General features: G+C 45.1%; 19 protein-coding genes and 4 tRNA genes. 4 read left to right on the forward strand and 19 right to left on the reverse strand.

All coding sequences use genetic code 11. From position 1 onward, the window contains the following. From BCV39_RS22545 to mutY, 7 genes are all read right to left on the reverse strand, one after another. A tRNA-Asn gene (locus BCV39_RS22545) sits at positions 1 to 76 on the reverse strand. Positions 77 to 132: 56 nt separating this feature from the next. Next, positions 133 to 208: transfer RNA gene (locus BCV39_RS22550), tRNA-Phe, on the reverse strand. 7 nt (positions 209 to 215) lie between these two features. After that, a tRNA-Thr gene (locus BCV39_RS22555) sits at positions 216 to 291 on the reverse strand. 74 nt (positions 292 to 365) lie between these two features. Next, positions 366 to 441, reverse strand: a tRNA-Phe gene (locus BCV39_RS22560). Positions 442 to 544: 103 nt separating this feature from the next. Continuing rightward, positions 545 to 1,678 carry a membrane-bound lytic murein transglycosylase MltC gene (mltC, locus tag BCV39_RS22565; protein ID WP_102431291.1) on the reverse strand — a complete coding sequence of 378 codons (1,134 nt, stop codon included), beginning with the start codon at positions 1,676 to 1,678 and terminating at the stop codon, positions 545 to 547. A 69-nt stretch (positions 1,679 to 1,747) separates the two neighbouring features. After that, a complete protein-coding gene (locus tag BCV39_RS22570; protein ID WP_010435637.1) occupies positions 1,748 to 2,020 on the reverse strand; it encodes an oxidative damage protection protein in 273 nt (90 codons plus the stop codon). Positions 2,021 to 2,048: 28 nt separating this feature from the next. Beyond that, the gene (gene mutY, locus BCV39_RS22575; RefSeq protein ID WP_048659427.1) at positions 2,049 to 3,110 is read right to left on the reverse strand and encodes an A/G-specific adenine glycosylase; all 1,062 of its coding nucleotides are present in this window, start codon (positions 3,108 to 3,110) and stop codon (positions 2,049 to 2,051) included. Between the two features lie 165 nt (positions 3,111 to 3,275). Here mutY and trmB point away from each other — a divergent pair, with 165 nt between their 5' ends. After that, on the forward strand, positions 3,276 to 3,995 hold the full coding sequence (gene trmB, locus BCV39_RS22580; protein ID WP_010435641.1) for a tRNA (guanosine(46)-N7)-methyltransferase TrmB: 720 nt from the start codon (positions 3,276 to 3,278) through the stop codon (positions 3,993 to 3,995). Positions 3,996 to 4,180: 185 nt separating this feature from the next. Beyond that, the gene (gene glsB / locus BCV39_RS22585; protein WP_048668736.1) at positions 4,181 to 5,101 is read left to right on the forward strand and encodes a glutaminase B; all 921 of its coding nucleotides are present in this window, start codon (positions 4,181 to 4,183) and stop codon (positions 5,099 to 5,101) included. Between the two features lie 111 nt (positions 5,102 to 5,212). On the opposite strand, the gene hemW is transcribed toward glsB, so the two are convergent. The 7 genes from hemW to BCV39_RS22620 all read right to left on the reverse strand — a co-directional run bounded on the left by hemW (position 5,213) and on the right by BCV39_RS22620 (position 10,065). Beyond that, on the reverse strand, positions 5,213 to 6,400 hold the full coding sequence (hemW, locus tag BCV39_RS22590) for a radical SAM family heme chaperone HemW (protein ID WP_102431290.1): 1,188 nt from the start codon (positions 6,398 to 6,400) through the stop codon (positions 5,213 to 5,215). Continuing rightward, the gene (locus BCV39_RS22595) at positions 6,400 to 6,999 is read right to left on the reverse strand and encodes an XTP/dITP diphosphatase (RefSeq protein WP_048668738.1); all 600 of its coding nucleotides are present in this window, start codon (positions 6,997 to 6,999) and stop codon (positions 6,400 to 6,402) included. Before BCV39_RS22595 ends, hemW begins: the two co-directional genes overlap by 1 nt. Positions 7,000 to 7,045: 46 nt before the next feature. Beyond that, complete coding sequence (locus BCV39_RS22600; RefSeq protein WP_102431289.1) at positions 7,046 to 7,477, reverse strand: DUF4426 domain-containing protein; 432 nt, start codon at positions 7,475 to 7,477, stop codon at positions 7,046 to 7,048. A gap of 28 nt (positions 7,478 to 7,505) precedes the next feature. Beyond that, a complete protein-coding gene (yggU, locus tag BCV39_RS22605) occupies positions 7,506 to 7,796 on the reverse strand; it encodes a DUF167 family protein YggU (protein WP_009847703.1) in 291 nt (96 codons plus the stop codon). A 29-nt stretch (positions 7,797 to 7,825) separates the two neighbouring features. Beyond that, positions 7,826 to 8,383: a YggT family protein gene (locus tag BCV39_RS22610; RefSeq protein ID WP_017067798.1), complete on the reverse strand. Its 558-nt coding sequence runs from the start codon at positions 8,381 to 8,383 to the stop codon at positions 7,826 to 7,828. Positions 8,384 to 8,459: 76 nt separating this feature from the next. Further along, positions 8,460 to 9,278, reverse strand: coding sequence for a pyrroline-5-carboxylate reductase (gene proC / locus BCV39_RS22615; protein ID WP_102431288.1), 819 nt, complete (start codon positions 9,276 to 9,278; stop codon positions 8,460 to 8,462). Between the two features lie 82 nt (positions 9,279 to 9,360). After that, the gene (locus BCV39_RS22620) at positions 9,361 to 10,065 is read right to left on the reverse strand and encodes a YggS family pyridoxal phosphate-dependent enzyme (protein WP_102431287.1); all 705 of its coding nucleotides are present in this window, start codon (positions 10,063 to 10,065) and stop codon (positions 9,361 to 9,363) included. A 26-nt stretch (positions 10,066 to 10,091) separates the two neighbouring features. Here BCV39_RS22620 and BCV39_RS22625 point away from each other — a divergent pair, with 26 nt between their 5' ends. After that, positions 10,092 to 11,129, forward strand: a complete 1,038-nt coding sequence (locus tag BCV39_RS22625) for a type IV pilus twitching motility protein PilT (protein ID WP_048659419.1) — start codon at positions 10,092 to 10,094, stop codon at positions 11,127 to 11,129. Between the two features lie 14 nt (positions 11,130 to 11,143). Then, positions 11,144 to 12,253, forward strand: coding sequence for a PilT/PilU family type 4a pilus ATPase (locus tag BCV39_RS22630; RefSeq protein WP_102431286.1), 1,110 nt, complete (start codon positions 11,144 to 11,146; stop codon positions 12,251 to 12,253). A gap of 69 nt (positions 12,254 to 12,322) precedes the next feature. Here BCV39_RS22630 and BCV39_RS23250 read toward each other — a convergent pair whose 3' ends face one another. The 5 genes from BCV39_RS23250 to rsmE form a co-directional block, all read right to left on the reverse strand. Then, positions 12,323 to 12,481, reverse strand: a complete 159-nt coding sequence (locus BCV39_RS23250; protein ID WP_165886710.1) for a hypothetical protein — start codon at positions 12,479 to 12,481, stop codon at positions 12,323 to 12,325. A 98-nt stretch (positions 12,482 to 12,579) separates the two neighbouring features. After that, the gene (gene ruvX, locus BCV39_RS22635; RefSeq protein WP_048659417.1) at positions 12,580 to 13,002 is read right to left on the reverse strand and encodes a Holliday junction resolvase RuvX; all 423 of its coding nucleotides are present in this window, start codon (positions 13,000 to 13,002) and stop codon (positions 12,580 to 12,582) included. A gap of 55 nt (positions 13,003 to 13,057) precedes the next feature. Further along, positions 13,058 to 13,621: a YqgE/AlgH family protein gene (locus BCV39_RS22640; protein WP_102431285.1), complete on the reverse strand. Its 564-nt coding sequence runs from the start codon at positions 13,619 to 13,621 to the stop codon at positions 13,058 to 13,060. Between the two features lie 104 nt (positions 13,622 to 13,725). Then, positions 13,726 to 14,676 (reverse strand): glutathione synthase, encoded by a 951-nt coding sequence (gshB, locus tag BCV39_RS22645; RefSeq protein WP_019822368.1) that lies wholly within the window; start codon positions 14,674 to 14,676, stop codon positions 13,726 to 13,728. A gap of 9 nt (positions 14,677 to 14,685) precedes the next feature. Next, positions 14,686 to 15,417: a 16S rRNA (uracil(1498)-N(3))-methyltransferase gene (gene rsmE / locus BCV39_RS22650; protein ID WP_055319636.1), complete on the reverse strand. Its 732-nt coding sequence runs from the start codon at positions 15,415 to 15,417 to the stop codon at positions 14,686 to 14,688. Positions 15,418 to 15,524: the final 107 nt, after the last annotated feature.

Genomic DNA, 15,524 nt, shown 5'->3' on the forward strand with positions numbered 1-15,524 from the left:
TGGCTCCCCTTGCAAGACTTGAACTTGCGACATACGGATTAACAGTCCGCCGTTCTACCAACTGAACTAAAGGGGAATTATTTGTGTCAACATCAGGTCTATAAAGACCATTATTTGTTAAGCACCAAATAATGGTGCCTCGAGGCGGAATCGAACCACCGACACGCGGATTTTCAATCCGCTGCTCTACCGACTGAGCTATCGAGGCAAAAGAATGGTGCCGACTACCGGAGTCGAACTGGTGACCTACTGATTACAAGTCAGTTGCTCTACCTACTGAGCTAAGTCGGCACACTAAATTCTTTATGCTTTCGTCCGTGCTACCACTCCCTGTTAAAGAGTGTTGACACCAACAAATCAAATTGTGGTGCCCGGAGGCGGAATCGAACCACCGACACGAGGATTTTCAATCCTCTGCTCTACCGACTGAGCTATCCGGGCAACGGAGCGCTATTAAACGGATTTTCTGCATAACCGTCAACACCTTTTTTGAAAATAATTAAAAAAAACGTTCGTTAGTTGTTTTTTTATTCAAAAGTGAGGCTTACGTTTTACCTTGGTTAAAATCTTTCTTGAATTTTGTTACTTTTTCTAAGTATCGGCGCGACTCTTTGTTTGGGTGTTTCTTAGTAAGTGCCCAGTACGCTTGGCTAGGTTGCAGCGAGTTTAAGTCTCGCATTGCTCGTTTTCTGTCCTTACTGAAGGTGTTGAGCACGCCACCCGTGCCGCCGTTGTATGCTGAAATCATACTGTATTCGAGCGTTGTCGGATGTTTTACGTCTTTCAAATAACGATTTTTAAGGATGTAAAAATATGCGGTACCAGCATCAATGTTGTTTTCTGGATTGAATAAATACTCTGGGCTGGGCTCTCCAGGCTTGTTCTTTACTAGTTTAAAGACATCTCGACCTGCGGTTTTAGGCACCACTTGCATCAGACCGTATGCATTTGCCCAACTCACCGCGTATGGGTTGAAACTACTCTCTGTCTTGATTATTGCGTAGATCAAGTCTTCAGGAATGTCGTAACGCTGAGATGCTCGTCGAACGATGTCGGCGTATTGGTAACTACGCTGGCTAGCGTGATCGGCCACCATTGGGATCTCAACGTAATAGGCTTTTTTAAAGTCGACTTCTTTGGTTTTTAGGTTGTTAGCGACCAGGTAATCCGCGAATTGGTTAGCGCGCCATGTCCATTGAATGGGCTTTTTATCTTGGTCTACAACTTGATTATAGAGGAAAGGTTTGCCTTCTAACTTGATGCTTTTGGAAGAGAATAGATCGACATGCGCCGGATCATCAGGCGTCAAAAGCGTTGTCATGATCGCGTTTTTGAGGTGTTTTTTAGGCTCAGTAGAGGAGACTGTTTCTACCGTTATGAGGCCTTCGCTAAAGTTTACTTCTGAACGGCTTAGGTAATTATCTATGTATTTCACATAGTTACTTTTACCGGCCATCTTTACTTCACTGCTGCCCCAGCGCTTTTGGATATTGCCAGAAAAGCTATTAATCAAAGAGTCTAGTGCTCCGGTGTCTTTTTCAAACTGACCGGGTAGCTCTGCCAAATTGCTTACAAATCGGTTGGTCGGCTCATAATTAACATCATAAATGCTTTCGACAAATTCACGGCTGCAGCCAGTTAATAACATGGCTGTTAGGAAGTAACTTAGCTTTTTCATAGTTCCTCATACAAAAATGACATCGCAGCGTTAACCATGATGTCATTAAAAATTGCTTAAATAAATGTCTTATTCGCTTGGTGGAGTATAGCCATCAATTACGACATCTTTACCTTCGAAAAGGAAGTTAACCATCTCAGTTTCAAGAAGTTTACGATGTTCAGGATCCATCATGTTTAGCTTCTTTTCATTGATCAGCATTGTTTGCTTGCTTTGCCATTGTCCCCAAGCTTCTTTAGACACGTTGTCAAAGATACGTTTACCTAAGTCACCTGGGTAAAGTTGAAAATCTAGGCCTTCAGCATCTTTTTGAAGGCGAGCACAAAATACAGTGCGGCTCATAGTAGTTCCTCTTATGGCGTTCGTTGATTCAAACGGCGTCGTTCAGTTCAAAGGGTAGGCTCTCAATAAGCTGCTTTACAGGAGCGGCTAGGCCAATTTCTTCCGGTTTTGATAAGTTATACCAGAGACCTTTAGTCCCTTCCATTATCAAATCTGGTTGTTTATCTAATTTCACTAATACTGGCGTGATATCTAAGTGGTAGTGGCTGAAAGTATGTCGAAACGCAATCATGGTCTCGATTGAATCGGTTTCACTGTCTTTGATCGAGCGAAGATCTAACTGATGTTCGATCTCTGCATTTTCATTTTGAGGGAAACAGAATAGCCCTCCCCAGATACCAGATTGAGGGCGTTGTTCGAGCCATACTTGATTGTTGTGGTACAGAATCACAAACCATGTTTCTTTTACTGGTTTTTCTTTCTTAGGTTTCTTACCTGGAAAGTCGAGTTGTTTATCAAGTTTCTTGGCTTCACACATGCTTTCAATCGGGCACAACGCACATTTAGGCTTGCTACGGGTGCAAACCATCGCGCCCATATCCATCATTGCTTGATTGTACTTATCGACATCTTTCTTCGGTGTGTGTGCTTCGGCGTGTTCCCAGAGCTGGTTCTCGACTTTCTTTTGTCCTGGCCAACCTTCAACGGCAAAGCTTCTCGCAAGTGTTCGTTTTACATTGCCATCAAGAATCGCATGAGGAAGTTTGTGAACCGAAGACAGCACTGCAGCTGCCGTCGAGCGACCTATGCCCGGTAGCGCGTTCATCTCTTCGATAGAAAGCGGAAATTCACCACCATATTGCTCAGCAACGATCTTGGCTGCTTTATGTAGATTGCGAGCTCGTGCGTAGTAACCAAGCCCTGTCCATAAGTGCAGAACCTCATCTTGTTCGGCGTTCGCTAGGTCGATAACCGTTGGAAAGCGTTCTAAGAATCGCTGGTAGTATGGAATCACCGTGGCGACTTGAGTCTGCTGAAGCATAATTTCAGATAGCCAAACGGTGTAGGCGGTTTTGTTTTGTTGCCAAGGTAATTCTTTACGCCCGTAGGCGTCATACCACTTTAATATGGCGGTTGCGAAAGGAGTCACGACATGCTCTATGCTTTGCTATTATTAGAAGCGAAATTGCACCACACTTAACGTTGGATGTAAAACAGACAAATTGTGTGGGAATTTATCCACGGAAAGACTTGCACCGAAGGCAATTCTTTGGATAATCCCCGCTTTGATTAATCAATGTGCAGGCAAAAATCAATGAGTGAAGTGACCACTAACGAATATACTGAAGACGGCAAACTGGTTCGTAAGATCCGTAGTTTTGTTCGCCGCGAAGGCCGCTTAACAAAAGGCCAAGAAAACGCGATGAATGAATGTTGGCCAACAATGGGTATCGACTACAACCCAGAGCTTCTTAACTGGAAAGAAGTATTTGGCAACGATAACCCAGTTGTACTAGAAATTGGCTTCGGTATGGGTGCATCACTGGTTGAAATGGCAAAGAACGCACCTGAGAAAAACTTCTTAGGTATTGAAGTTCACAGCCCAGGTGTTGGTGCTTGTTTAGGTACAGCGCGTGATGCTGGCGTAACTAACCTGCGTGTAATGTGTCACGATGCAGTAGAAGTATTTGAACACATGATTCCAGATAGCAGCCTGCATACACTGCAACTGTTCTTCCCTGACCCATGGCACAAAGCTCGTCACCACAAACGTCGTATCGTTAAGGCTGAGTTTGCAGAAATGGTTCGCGGTAAGCTTCAACTTGATACTGGTATTTTCCACATGGCAACAGACTGGGAAAACTACGCAGAGCACATGATTGAAGTGATGAACGTTGCTCCAGGCTTCGAGAATATCGCTGAAGATGGTGATTACATTCCTCGCCCAGATGAGCGTCCACTGACTAAATTTGAAGCTCGTGGCCACCGTCTTGGTCATGGTGTTTGGGATATTAAGTACAAGCGTACTAAGTAATTCTCGAGCACAACAAGTGAAGGTAAACCTGCTTTAGGTTAAACCTTACACTTTGTGGGATTGATTAAAGCCAACATTATTGTAATGTTGGCTTTTTTGTCCTTAGGCTTTTATTGCGATAAAGGTTTAAGGACAGAAAGTAATGTTAGAACCCTACAAAAATAACAATATAGAAGTAAGCATACATGAAACCAACTCAAGCTATTTTAGCCGAGATTTTAGACGAAGTTCGTCCCCTAATTGGTCAGGGAAAGGTTGCTGATTATATCCCTGCATTGGCTCGCGTATCGAACCAGAAACTGGCGATTGCGGTATACACCAATGAAGGTGAGGTGATTCAAGCGGGTGATGCAGAGGAAGCCTTTTCTGTGCAATCCATCTCTAAAGCCTTGAGCCTGACATTAGCTATGGTGTTATACAAGCCTGAAGAGATTTGGCAACGCGTAGGCAAAGAGCCTTCTGGCCAAGCCTTTAACTCTATGATTCAGCTTGAGATGGAGCATGGGATTCCCCGTAACCCGTTCATTAATGCGGGCGCAATTGTCGTTGCAGACCTACTACAAAGCCGCTTATCTGCGCCTAGGCACCGCTTATTGGAGTTTGTGCGTCAGTTGTCGGGCGACACCCATATAGTCTATGACAAGATAGTAGCGGCTTCAGAAATGATGCACAGCGATCGTAATGCGGCTATCGCTTACTTGATGCGTTCATTTGGTAACTTTGAAAATGATGTTATCCCTGTTTTGAATAACTACTTTCATGCCTGTGCGCTTAAAATGACGTGTGTGGACTTGGCAAAAACCTTTAGCTATTTGGCAAACAAAGGTGTGTCGGTTCAAACCAAGAAAGAGATCATCACGCCAGTTCAAACCAAGCAGTTGAATGCTTTGCTTGCGACATGCGGTTTGTATGATGGGGCTGGTGAGTTTGCTTACCGTGTTGGGATGCCAGGTAAATCGGGTGTGGGTGGCGGTATTATCGCTATCGTTCCTGGCGAAATGACGATTGCGGTGTGGTCTCCAGAGCTTGACCCTTCTGGTAACTCTTTAGCAGGTACTAAGGCGCTAGAGTTGCTTTCTGAGCGAATTGGTCGTTCTATTTTCTAAGAGAAAGATGCGAGCACGGACTTCGTCCTGTAGAACGCTTCGCTCCGAGAGGGGGCTATAAAATAAAAAGGGTTGGCCCTAAAACCAACCCTTACACAATATCTCTCGAATCTATTCGTCCTCTTCTGCCATAAAAGCTTCCAGCAAATCGTTGAGGAATAGCTTCCCTTTTTCTGTTATCTGCCAGTGAGTGTCGGTTTCATTCAAGTAGCCTAGCTCTTTTGCCCATTCAATAGTTTCTTGAATCGAGTCAAAACCAAGCCCAGTCGTATCGATAAAATCTTGTTTTGGACACGCTTCCATTAGCCTAAAGCGGTTCATAAAGAATTCAAAAGGGCGGTCTTCATTCGGCACTTCAAACTCATCGGATAGATAAGGCTTCACCATGTTCTGATACGCTGCTAGGTAGCCTCTAGGATGCTTAACCTTTGTAGTGCGAACAATCCGTCCGTCAGCAAAACTTAGCTTGCCATGAGAGCCACAGCCGATACCTAAGTAGTCACCGAAGCGCCAGTAGTTGAGATTATGCTGACACTGGTAGCCCGGCTTGCTGTAGCCTGAAATTTCGTATTGTACATACCCTGCATCAGCGAGCTTTTTGTGGCCTAATTCGAAGATATCCCAGAGATCATCGTCATCAGGTAGAGTTGGCGTTTTGTAATAGAACATGGTGTTAGGTTCTATTGTTAGCTGATACCAAGATAAATGTGGAGGGTTAAGCTCGATCGCTTTATCCAAATCAGCCAATGCTTGATCTATGCTTTGATCCGGTAAGCCGTGCATGAGATCTAAGTTGAAACTATTCAATCCAATTTTATGCGCTAAATGAGCGGCATTTACCGCTTCGTCTTGACCATGAATACGCCCAAGTCTTTCAAGCTTATCTTGCTCAAAACTTTGCACACCCACCGAGATTCGACTCACTCCTGCCTTTTGGTAACCTGCAAAACGCTCAGCTTCGATAGTTCCCGGGTTGGCTTCCATGGTGATTTCTATTTCAGGTTTGAACGGAATACGTTGCTCAATACCTTGTAGTAACCGCCCGATGCCTTCAGGAGAGAATAAACTCGGAGTTCCTCCACCTATAAAGATTGAGTGCAATGGACGAGGCATACCATTGAGCTGATATTTTTCGATATCGGTATCGAGATCCTCAAGCAGTGCATCGATGTACTCTTTCTCTGGGATCTCGGCTTTGAGGGCGTGAGAGTTAAAATCACAATACGGACACTTTTGTACACACCATGGGATGTGGACATAGAGGCTAAGTGCGGGTGGTATTAGCGCTGCATTGTGCATTACAGAGCTTGCTCCTTGAGAGTCTTTAATAGTGACGCAAGCGCTTTACCACGGTGTGATAGTTGCTTCTTACGTGAAGATTCAAGTTCTGCTGATGCGCAGTTATCTTCTGGAACAAAGAATACGGGATCGTAGCCAAAGCCATTCTCACCATGTTCTTCGGTAAGGATGCGACCTTCCCATTTCCCGTGACACACTAGAGGTGTTGGATCATTCTCGTGACGCATTAGCACCAACACACAGTGGAAACGCGCAGTACGCTTTTCAGTTTCGACACCTTGCATCGCGTTTAGCAATTTTTCGATGTTCTGTTTATCGGTTGCCCCTTCACCTGAGTAACGCGCTGAGTAGATGCCCGGAGCACCATTTAAGTAATCAACCTCTAAACCTGAGTCGTCAGCAATCGCTGGCTGTCCTGTTTCTTTCGCGGCGTGGCGAGCTTTGATGATGGCATTTTCAATGAAAGTTGTCCCCGTTTCAGCGACTTCTGAAACGTTAAATTCACTTTGTGCGACCACGTCAAAGCCAAACTCAGACAGAATATCTGCCATCTCGCGAACTTTACCTTGGTTGCCTGTTGCTAAAACAATCTTGCTCATGGGAATGTGACTCTAATAAGTGAATAAATGAAAAGTAAGGGATAGCTTACTCTTCTATATAGAATTTCTGTGTGAAGCGCAGTGGGCCAGTGCCTTTCAAGCCTGCGTTAACATCGATGTTAAAGGTGATGTTCTCTTCGTGAGTTACAGGGAACTCAGCAAGGTAATAAATCGCATCACCTTCTTTGATTTCTCGAAACTTCAAAGTTCGGGTGTTTCCAACGAGGTTCTTCGCTGTTCCCGTAATTTTAGCCGTTGTAGCAGGCTTGCCTAGGGAAGCCTTGTCTAACACGCTGATGTTGAGGATTGCTGAGTATCCATTTCGCTTAAGTTTGTATTGCTTAGCGACTTGCGCAGTTAGAAACGTGGAATTAAAAGCCGAGTAGTGAACCTCGACATCTTTGATGTTTTTAAACTGCCCTGCCCAACTAGGTAGGGCAATAAGAGAGGTGAGTAGTGCTGTTATCCATAGACGCATAATGACTCCAATAAATAGCAAAAAGCCATCATAGGATGGCTTTGACTTCAGTTGGGATTTGGCTTGGCGAGCATATTCGAACTTGCTTATGCCGACCGAGCTCTCCCTTTTCTATCTTAATTTGCCCTTTTGCGACCTTAAACTGTTTCGCTAGGTATTTCGCTAAATGGGCATTGGCTTTGCCATCTACCGGTGGGGCGGTAATGGCAATTTTTAGTTCCTCACCATGCAAGCCAACAATCTTGTCTCGGCTTGCTTTGGGTTGGATATAGAGCCTAAGAAGAATATCGTCTTCCTCGGCCCAAACCGCTTTTGGCATCGTCAAAGTACCTGATGTTTGTACTTGAATTATAGTTGATACCAAATAGGACCAATCATGTCGCCCATTAGGAAGTTCGCAAATTGCAGAACAATGAACAGAACCAGTACGCTTAGGTCGAAACCACCCATGTCCGGAAGGATACGGCGAATAGGCACTAACATTGGTTCAGTCAGTTGATGGAATACGTACTCTATTGGGCTACGACCTTGGCTTACCCAGCTTAGGATTGCACGGATAAGTAGAACCCAGAAAATTAAACCACCAGCCGCTTTGAGCAGAGACAGTGCACCAAAGATTAGGAAGCTAATATCGAAAACGGCAGCGCCGCCAGAGATAATCAGGTTTAGAGCAACGAACTTAAGTACACACAGCACATAAGCAAAAACAACCGTCGCAAGATCAAGGCTGCCGATAGATGGAATAACTCGGCGTAGTGGGGCAACAACCGGTTGTGTCGCTTTTACGATGAATTGTGAGAATGGGTTGTAGAAATCTGCACGTGATGCTTGTAGCCAGATACGCAAGATCACAACCATGATGTAAAGATCAAAAACGGTCGAGATCAGAAAGCTCATCGAGTTCATATTGTTTCCTTTTTCGGATTTACTTGCCGCTTAGATATAACCTGAGCGGCAAAATGCTTGTTTACCTTGATTGGTACTAAAACAGTTTTTCCATCTCTTCAGCCCGAGCGACTGCCGCTTGCATGGCTTTGGCTACGATGTCTGATAGTTGATGTTCGTTAAACGTGCGTAGTGCTTCTGCGGTCGTGCCGCCTTTTGATGTCACTTGTTCACGCAGTGTTGATAATTCAGTCTCTTGGTTTGCTACCACCATCTCTGCCGCGCCTAACGCAGACTGCTGAACTAATTTACGAGCGGTTTCTTGGTCGAAGCCTTGGTTGACTGCTTCTGCTTGCATCGCTTCCATAAACAGGAAGAAGTAAGCCGGAGCACTACCCGCCGCCGCAATAATGTTATTGATACCAGATTCTTGCTCAACCCAGCTTACTTCACCTACAGCTTGCATCAGCTGAGAAGCAAAGTCTTTATCATCTTGGCTAACGGTTGAATCGGCATAAAGACCGCTCATCCCCTTCCCAAGTAGTGATGGCGTGTTTGGCATCACACGAACAAGGTTTAGCTGGCAGTTTAACATCTCATTGAGTCGATTCGCATTAATACCCGCGGCAATTGAGATAACCAGTTTGTTGCTGAAGTCGATATCTTGTAAGGGCTTACATACATTAGCCATCATTTGTGGCTTCACGGATAACACGACAACGTCTGCTTGCTCTGCTGCTGCAATATTATCGCTGGTGGTATTGATGCCGTATTCTTGTTCTAACGGCAACCTTCTGGTTTCTGAAGGTGCGGTTGCCGTAATCTTTTGCGCTGGGTAACCACTCGCGACTAAGCCCGCTACAATTGAGCGAACCATGTTTCCCGCCCCAATAAAGGCGATGTTCTTATGTTCCATATATAAAATCCTGAGCGTGTCGCTGCGCGGATAAGGCGAAGCGGTATCAATACTTGTACTTGTCGTTGGTTACTTACTACGGCTATTTCGCGTAATCACGAGCGCCGAAAATAGCCGTTCCAATACGAACCATTGTGCTGCCAGCCTCAACGGCTGCATCCATATCACCACTCATCCCCATAGACAGGGTATCGATGTCTGGATACTTCGCGGATAACTTATCTTTAAGCTCTGCCAGTTGAGAGAACGCATTAAGCTGTGATTGATAGTCAGAGACGTTTGCAGGAATCGACATCAATCCTCTTAAGGTGAGGTTAGGGAGCGATGAAATCAACTCCGCGAGTGCAAAAACTGTCTCTTCTGAGGTTCCTGACTTAGACTCTTCACCACTGGTGTTTACCTGAATCAGCACCTGTAGAGGTGGAAGTTCGCTTGGACGTTGATCATTAAGTCTTTGTGCGATCTTATCGCGATCAACGGAATGTACCCATTGGAAGCTTTCCGCGATTGGACGAGTTTTATTGGACTGAATTGGACCAATAAAGTGCCACTCTAAATCTAGGTTAGAATGTTGTTCTGAAAAGTGTTTTACTTTATCGACACCTTCTTGAACATAGTTTTCACCAAAGGCAACTTGGCCTCCGAGTGCGGCTTCTAGAATCGCATCAATAGGTTTAGTTTTGCTGACGGCTAAAAGTTGCACGGACTCTGGAGCTCGTCCGCACTTTTGCTCAGCACTACGAATCTGTGAGGTGATTTGTTCGATATTTTGTTGAATACTACTCATAGCTGACTTTACTTAAGGGAAAATAAATGGATATCACTGAGTTACTAGATTTTAGTGTAAAGCATAACGCGTCAGATCTACATCTTTCTGCGGGTGTATCTCCAATGGTACGTATAGATGGTGAAGTAAGGAAGCTTGGAATCCCAGCTTTGAGTCATGCTGATGTGCATCGTTTGGTTTTTGAGATCATGAGCGATTCGCAGCGTGGTGAGTTTGAAGAAAAATTGGAAGTCGACTTCTCTTTTGAATTGCCCAATGTTGGTCGTTTCCGTGTGAATGCTTTTAACCAAGCTCGTGGTTGCTCGGCTGTCTTTCGAACTATCCCTGTAGAAATCCCAACTTTAGATCAACTAGGTGCGCCTGAAATCTTTGAAAAGATTGCCAACTACGAAAAAGGTTTAGTGCTCGTTACTGGCCCAACAGGCTCTGGTAAATCAACGACCCTTGCGGCGATGGTTGATTACGTAAACCGCAACCACAACAAACATATCCTGACGATCGAAGACCCGATTGAATTCGTTCACACCAACAATAAATGCCTTGTTAACCAACGTGAGGTCCATCGTGATACTCACAGCTTCAAAGCGGCGCTGCGCAGCGCGTTACGTGAAGACCCAGATGTTATCCTTGTTGGTGAGCTTCGTGACCAAGAGACGATCAGCTTAGCGCTAACCGCAGCGGAAACCGGTCACTTGGTTTTTGGTACCCTACATACCAGCTCTGCAGCAAAAACGATTGACCGTATCATTGATGTTTTCCCTGGTAGCGATAAAGACATGGTGCGTTCAATGCTGTCTGAATCGTTACGATCGGTGATTGCACAGAAGCTGCTAAAACGTGTAGGGGGTGGTCGTGTGGCTTGCCATGAAATCATGATGGCGACACCAGCGATCAGAAACTTGATTCGTGAAGACAAGGTCGCTCAGATGTATTCGATCATTCAAACGGGCGCAGCACATGGCATGCAAACCATGGAGCAAAACGCGAAGCAGCTGATGGCTCAAGGCTTGGTTGATTCGGAAGAGGTTGAGAAAAAAATCGAAATTGAAACCTCAATGTTTTAATCAAGGTGCACATAATGGAATTGAATCAAATCCTTGAGGGAATGCTGTCTCAAAAAGCGTCCGATCTTTATATCACTGTCGATGCGCCTGTCTTGTTCCGTGTCGATGGTGAACTACGACCGCAAGGCGAGAAGCTGAATTTGGTTCAGGTCGCTCAACTACTTGATGCGATGATGGATCAAGACCGACGTGATGAATATCAGCAAACGCGTGAGGCTAATTTTGCCATAGTGCGTGACTTTGGGCGTTTTCGTGTCAGTGCATTCTTTCAACGAGAGCTACCTGGAGCGGTCATTCGACGTATCGAGACTAACATCCCAACCTTTGAGCAATTAAAGCTTCCAGATGTACTGCAGGACCTTTCAATCGCTAAGCGCGGACTTGTGTTGGTGGTTGGGGCGACAGGCTCTGGTAAATCGACCTCAATGGCTGCGATGACTGGTTATCGCAATACCAACCGCTCGGGGCATATCTTGACGGTTGAAGACCCAATTGAATTCGTTCACGAACATAAAAAATGTATCGTGACTCAACGTGAGGTTGGGCTCGACACCGAGAGCTATGAAGTCGCACTTAAGAACTCGTTACGTCAAGCGCCAGATATGATCTTGATTGGCGAAATCCGTAGCCGTGAAACCATGGAATACGCGATGACCTTTGCTGAAACGGGTCACTTGTGTATGGCAACTTTGCACGCCAATAACGCTAACCAAGCGTTAGAACGTGTTCTTCACTTGGTGCCGAAAGAACAGAAAGAGCAGTTCCTGTTTGATTTGTCGATGAACTTGCGTGGCGTGGTTGCTCAACAGTTAATCCGAGATAAGAATGGCAGCGGTCGTCATGGTGTGTTTGAAATTCTGCTGAATAGCCCTCGTGTGTCTGACTTGATTCGTCGTGGTGAACTACATGAACTGAAAGCAACCATGGCAAAATCAAAAGAGATTGGTATGCAGATCTTTGACCAAGCTTTATATGATTTAGTTGTAGCAGGCAAGATCAGCGAAGAGGATGCGTTTCACAGTGCTGACTCTGCTAATGACTTACGTTTGATGCTAAAAACCAGACGTGGCGATGATGACTACGGGACTGGTGCTTTGGCCGGGGTAAAGATAGACATGGGTTAGGTTGAATGCCTAGTGTCTGGTGCCAATAAAAAACCCGCTGAGATGCGGGTTTTTTGTAAAGTGAATAAATTAGTGATTAGCAAAACGGTTGTTGTCGTTCGAGTAGCCACGCTCTTTCTCTAATTTAATTTTAGTTGGATATTGTTCGCCAGTGTAACCCGCTGAACCACCCATTGAACTGCATGCTGAAATGGTTAGAGCGGTGAAGATTGCTAGAAAAATTTTCATTTGAACTCCCACGTTCTGATTTTGAATTGCATCGACATTACGGCGTGAAATTCGTGTGGGATCACAAATTAGTTCAAATTTTGCTCACTTAATTTTCGTTACGAATATTGCGCTTCAAACCAGCTCTCTAAAATGACGACTGCAGACTGGTTATCTACATTGCCTTTACTTAATGCTTTATAGCCACCCATGTCAAAAAGATCGGCTCTTGCTTCGGCAGTCGATAGCCTCTCATCATGCAGTTCAACATCAACACCAAAGCGCCCTTTAAGGCGGTTAGCGAACTTCTTCGCTCTAGGTGTGATGGTGGCTAGATCTTTGCCATGAAGGTCGGTAGGAAGGCCAACCACAATCAGGTTAGGTTGCCACTCCTTAATTTGCTTTTCGATATCGTCCCAGTTAGGAATTCCGTCTTTGGCTTTAAAGGCTTTCAGTGGGCTTGCTGTGCCTGTGATTTCTTGTCCTATCGCACTGCCGATACTTTTTGTACCGTAGTCAAATGCCATAATTGTTCGTGACATGGGGGTTCCAAATTTATCTGTGTTTGAGAGTGTCTGTTTATTTAGCTGATTTGAGCTAGGCGTGACCAGCGTCTGCTGAAAGCTGAGCCGCATTAATGCCTAACATCTGCACGGCGACTTTCCAGCGGTCAGAAATCGGTGTATCGAAGATGACCTTTGGATCGGCTTCAACGGTTAACCATGAGTTCTCGGTAAGTTCGGTTTCCAGTTGTCCCGGTTCCCATCCTGCATACCCAAGTGCGATTAAATAATTCATCGGCTCATCTTCTGTGCCCAACACCATCAAGATATCTTTTGAGGTTGTCACTGAGATTTGATCTGTCATGTTGATGCTGGATTGATAGCTGCCTTTAGGTTTGTGCAAAATAAACCCACGGTCTTCTGCGACCGGCCCACCGTTCAATACTGGCTTATCAAGACTTGCCTGATTCGATTTCGGCTGCTCAGAATCAACCTCAACTTGTTTAAGCATGCTTCCGACAGTGACATCGATAGGAGCGTTGATCATTAAGCCCATCGCACCTTCGTCGTTGTGCTCACAAAGGTAAATTACCGAATTTTGAAAGTAGGGGTCTTTCATTCCGGGCATAGCAACCAGAAAGTGGTTCGTTAAATTCATAGAGCCTCCTGCCAGTGTGTTCCCAGTAAAGGAAAAAGAGCGGCGTGAAGCCGCTCATTGATTCTGTGCCGTTTGCGAATAGCTAAGGCTTTCTTTAGTTTAGGCTATTTAGCGTTAACGCGACGCTCGATTGCGTCCATTAATTTACCTGTTACCGAAATATCAAAAGCAGCTTCAATTTCACGGATACAAGTAGGGCTGGTCACGTTAATTTCTGTCAGCTTGTCGCCGATAACATCCAGTCCGACAAAGATTAAGCCTTTTTCTTTTAGTGAAGGAGCCACTGCTCGTGCAATAGCCCAGTCTGTTTCACTTAATGGACGAGCTTCACCTGTACCGCCAGCGGCTAGGTTGCCGCGTGTTTCGCCTTTAGCTGGAATACGAGCTAGGCAGTAAGGCATTGGCTCACCGTCAACCACAAGAATACGCTTATCACCATTGCTGATGTCAGGAACAAAGGTTTGTGCCATTGCGTAGTTTTGACCATGGTTGGTCAGCGTTTCAATGATCACCGATACGTTTGGATCGCCTTCCTTCACGCGGAAGATAGACGCACCACCCATACCATCAAGTGGTTTTAGGATCACGTCACCATGCTTCTCACGAAACTCTTTAATCTTTTCAGCTTTACGAGTCACGATGGTAGTTGGTGTTAGCTCTGGGAACCAAGCCGTGAACAACTTTTCGTTACAGTCACGTAGGCTTTGTGGCTTGTTTACGATCAGTGCGCCGTTTTCTTCAGCACGCTCAAGAATGTAGGTCGCGTAAATGTATTCAGTATCAAACGGAGGATCTTTACGCATCAATACTGCATCTAAATCAGATAGCGCGATAGTCTGTTCTGACTTGAATTCATACCAACCGTTTGGGTCTTCCTTTAGTTCTACAACCTTAGTGTCAGCAATGGCTACGCCTTGATCTAAGTGTAGATCATCCATTTCCATGTAATGGATTTCGTAACCACGACGCTGAGCTTCAAGCATCATGGCAAAGCTAGAGTCTTTTTTGATGTTAATGGATGAAATTGGATCCATTACGATGCCAAGTTTGATCATTTTTTTCTCCTAGCCTAGATCGCCAAAACGGACTTGTAAGGCAGTAATTGCGGTTAGAGCAGCTGTTTCGGTACGAAGTACACGTGGGCCGAGTAGCGTCTCTTCAAATTTGTATTGCTCTGTCATGCCGATTTCTTCAGCCGACAAGCCACCTTCAGGACCAATCAATAGGCGTACCTTGCTAATAGGTTCTGGAAGGGTGTTAATTGAGTACTTTGCTCGAGGGTGCAGGTTTAGCTTTAGTGCTTCGCTTGGTTCGCTGCACCATTCTTCAAGCTGCATAATTGGACGAATGACTGGAACCGTATTACGGCCACACTGTTCACACGCCGCGATAGCAATCTTTTGCCACTGTGCGAGTTTTTTCTCAAAGCGTTTTGTATCAAGTTTAACGCCACATCGCTCTGAAATTAGAGGGGTAATGGTGTTCACACCAAGCTCAACCGATTTCTGAATGGTGAACTCCATTTTGTCACCACGTGAAATCACTTGGCCTAAATGTAAGTCTAACGGAGATTCGCTGCTGCGCTCGATGCGTTCAGAAACATTAACGGTGACATTTTTCTTTGACACTTCAGTGATTGTCGCTGGAAATTCAGCACCACTGCCATCAAATAGAAGGACTTCTTGGCCTTCTTTCATGCGAAGGACACGACCAACATGACCCGCGGCATCTTCGCCTAAAGCGAGTGAACCTAACTGATGAATGCGTTCTGGGTGATGGATACGAGGGATTCTCATGCTGGTAAACCTATAAATATGTTCATTTGGGTATTTTGTCTCTGCCTAACATGGATGCTTTTGGTTGAAAAAACAAGGGTAGATCAAGAGTTTCAGGGGCAATTCTG

The organism is Vibrio sp. 10N.286.55.E10 (assembly GCF_002872555.1).
In the GTDB taxonomy this organism is placed as follows: domain Bacteria; phylum Pseudomonadota; class Gammaproteobacteria; order Enterobacterales; family Vibrionaceae; genus Vibrio; species Vibrio crassostreae.

Coding starts and splice junctions, on each gene's coding strand:
- mltC (WP_102431291.1), bottom strand. CDS start 1,678: ATGAAAAAGCTAAGTTACTTCCTAACAGCCATGTTATTAACTGGCTGC.
- BCV39_RS22570 (WP_010435637.1), bottom strand. CDS start 2,020: ATGAGCCGCACTGTATTTTGTGCTCGCCTTCAAAAAGATGCTGAAGGC.
- trmB (WP_010435641.1), top strand. CDS start 3,276: ATGAGTGAAGTGACCACTAACGAATATACTGAAGACGGCAAACTGGTT.
- glsB (WP_048668736.1), top strand. CDS start 4,181: ATGAAACCAACTCAAGCTATTTTAGCCGAGATTTTAGACGAAGTTCGT.
- hemW (WP_102431290.1), bottom strand. CDS start 6,400: ATGCACAATGCAGCGCTAATACCACCCGCACTTAGCCTCTATGTCCAC.
- BCV39_RS22595 (WP_048668738.1), bottom strand. CDS start 6,999: ATGAGCAAGATTGTTTTAGCAACAGGCAACCAAGGTAAAGTTCGCGAG.
- BCV39_RS22600 (WP_102431289.1), bottom strand. CDS start 7,477: ATGCGTCTATGGATAACAGCACTACTCACCTCTCTTATTGCCCTACCT.
- yggU (WP_009847703.1), bottom strand. CDS start 7,796: ATGCCAAAAGCGGTTTGGGCCGAGGAAGACGATATTCTTCTTAGGCTC.
- BCV39_RS22610 (WP_017067798.1), bottom strand. CDS start 8,383: ATGAACTCGATGAGCTTTCTGATCTCGACCGTTTTTGATCTTTACATC.
- proC (WP_102431288.1), bottom strand. CDS start 9,278: ATGGAACATAAGAACATCGCCTTTATTGGGGCGGGAAACATGGTTCGC.
- BCV39_RS22620 (WP_102431287.1), bottom strand. CDS start 10,065: ATGAGTAGTATTCAACAAAATATCGAACAAATCACCTCACAGATTCGT.
- BCV39_RS22625 (WP_048659419.1), top strand. CDS start 10,092: ATGGATATCACTGAGTTACTAGATTTTAGTGTAAAGCATAACGCGTCA.
- BCV39_RS22630 (WP_102431286.1), top strand. CDS start 11,144: ATGGAATTGAATCAAATCCTTGAGGGAATGCTGTCTCAAAAAGCGTCC.
- BCV39_RS23250 (WP_165886710.1), bottom strand. CDS start 12,481: ATGAAAATTTTTCTAGCAATCTTCACCGCTCTAACCATTTCAGCATGC.
- ruvX (WP_048659417.1), bottom strand. CDS start 13,002: ATGTCACGAACAATTATGGCATTTGACTACGGTACAAAAAGTATCGGC.
- BCV39_RS22640 (WP_102431285.1), bottom strand. CDS start 13,621: ATGAATTTAACGAACCACTTTCTGGTTGCTATGCCCGGAATGAAAGAC.
- gshB (WP_019822368.1), bottom strand. CDS start 14,676: ATGATCAAACTTGGCATCGTAATGGATCCAATTTCATCCATTAACATC.
- rsmE (WP_055319636.1), bottom strand. CDS start 15,417: ATGAGAATCCCTCGTATCCATCACCCAGAACGCATTCATCAGTTAGGT.